Raw genomic sequence first — 1,295 nt, 5'->3', positions numbered from 1 at the left:
CTTGTTAAATGATAGCTCTAATCATAACGGTTCTAATCATTAATCATATCTTCCATAACAATAGTCTTATAGTATTTTGCTATGGATGAATTTGGGAGATAATCGGTGCGTAGACTAATCCTTCGTTTAGGAATTGCATTCATAGTCGGCTTGTTTGGGTTGATCAGCTACTTTACCAGTGTCTCTGAAAACCCAGTAACTGGGGAAAAGCAGCGCATCCAACTTTCCCCCCGTCAGGAAGTGGTGATTGGGTTACAAGCACGGAAATGGCCGCTCAACACGGTGGTCTTTACCAAGATAAAGCCCTTCAAGGATATATTTCTCAAGTGGGAGAGCAGATTGTCAAAAAGTCGGCAGCCTCTGGTTCACCTTATCCGTTTGAGTTCTATTTGTTGAGTGACCCCCGCACGGTGAATGCCTTTGCTCTACCAGGGGGACAAATTTTTCTGACCCTGGCCATGCTCAGGCGACTTAATTCAGAAGCTCAGCTGGCGGGGGTGTTGGGCCATGAGATTGGTCACGTGGTGGGACGACATGGTGCAGAACATCTGGCCAAGCAGAAACTTGGGGTAGCATTGGTTAATGCTGTTGGTATTGCTGCCAGTGATGATGCCCAGAGTGGCAGGCAAGCAGCACTACTTGCCCAAGCGATTAATCAAATGGTTAGCCTTAAGTATGGACGTGAGGATGAATTAGAAAGCGACCGCCTTGGTTTTCGATTTATGACACAAGCGGGCTATAACCCTAGGGGAATCGTTGAACTGATGCAAGTCCTTAACTCGATTCGACAGGGTGGGCAACCACCGGAGTTTTTTAGCTTCCTCCGCGAGAAGCCCCACATCTCAATGCGCAGCATGAGTGTGGGATGAATCGCGGAGCTGGAACTCTGATAAACAGGCTGAAAAACGTTATACTAAAAATAGTAGGGAAAACAAATTAAGAGCTAACCGCCACCTACTAATTAAAAATAGAACTTATTGTATTGTTCCGGCGCGGAGGGGCATCCCGTGTCGTTAATAAAGCTTACCGAGTATCCTAAGCGATGGCTGGAGTTGGTAAGAAGCCCACACTGTAATCTTCGATTCAGTGTGGGAGTATGTCACTACTCACCCTAACCCTAGTAATCGGATTGAACAACTCCAGAGTCTGATTGCTAAAACTTACCCTAATGGTATTCCTGGTAATCTGCAAGAGGGTCGGGAGCGGTTTGCTCGGTATATTAAACGGCAACGGTAAGGAGTGTGGTGCTAGATTAATCAGCCTCAAGGTATACTGCGTTAGGAGTTGGTTTGACA

General features: G+C 46.3%; 2 protein-coding genes. Both read left to right on the top strand.

Annotated elements, in window-relative coordinates:
• Positions 1 to 266 precede the first annotated feature (266 nt).
• Positions 267 to 869, top strand: a complete 603-nt coding sequence (locus tag F6K53_RS43165) for a M48 family metalloprotease (protein WP_330359450.1) — start codon at positions 267 to 269, stop codon at positions 867 to 869.
• A gap of 217 nt (positions 870 to 1,086) precedes the next feature.
• Positions 1,087 to 1,236: a hypothetical protein gene (locus F6K53_RS43160; protein ID WP_198954136.1), complete on the top strand. Its 150-nt coding sequence runs from the start codon at positions 1,087 to 1,089 to the stop codon at positions 1,234 to 1,236.
• Positions 1,237 to 1,295 lie beyond the last annotated feature (59 nt).

It is taken from the genome of Moorena sp. SIO4A1, from assembly GCF_010672065.1.
Taxonomy (GTDB): Bacteria; Cyanobacteriota; Cyanobacteriia; order Cyanobacteriales; family Coleofasciculaceae; genus Moorena.
Note: the sequence above shows the minus strand (reverse complement) of the source record. Positions and strands in the feature narration are given on the sequence as shown.

Bases quoted from the DNA above. Each gene is read 5' to 3' on its own strand.
- F6K53_RS43165 (WP_330359450.1), top strand. From the start codon at position 267: ATGGCCGCTCAACACGGTGGTCTTTACCAAGATAAAGCCCTTCAAGGA.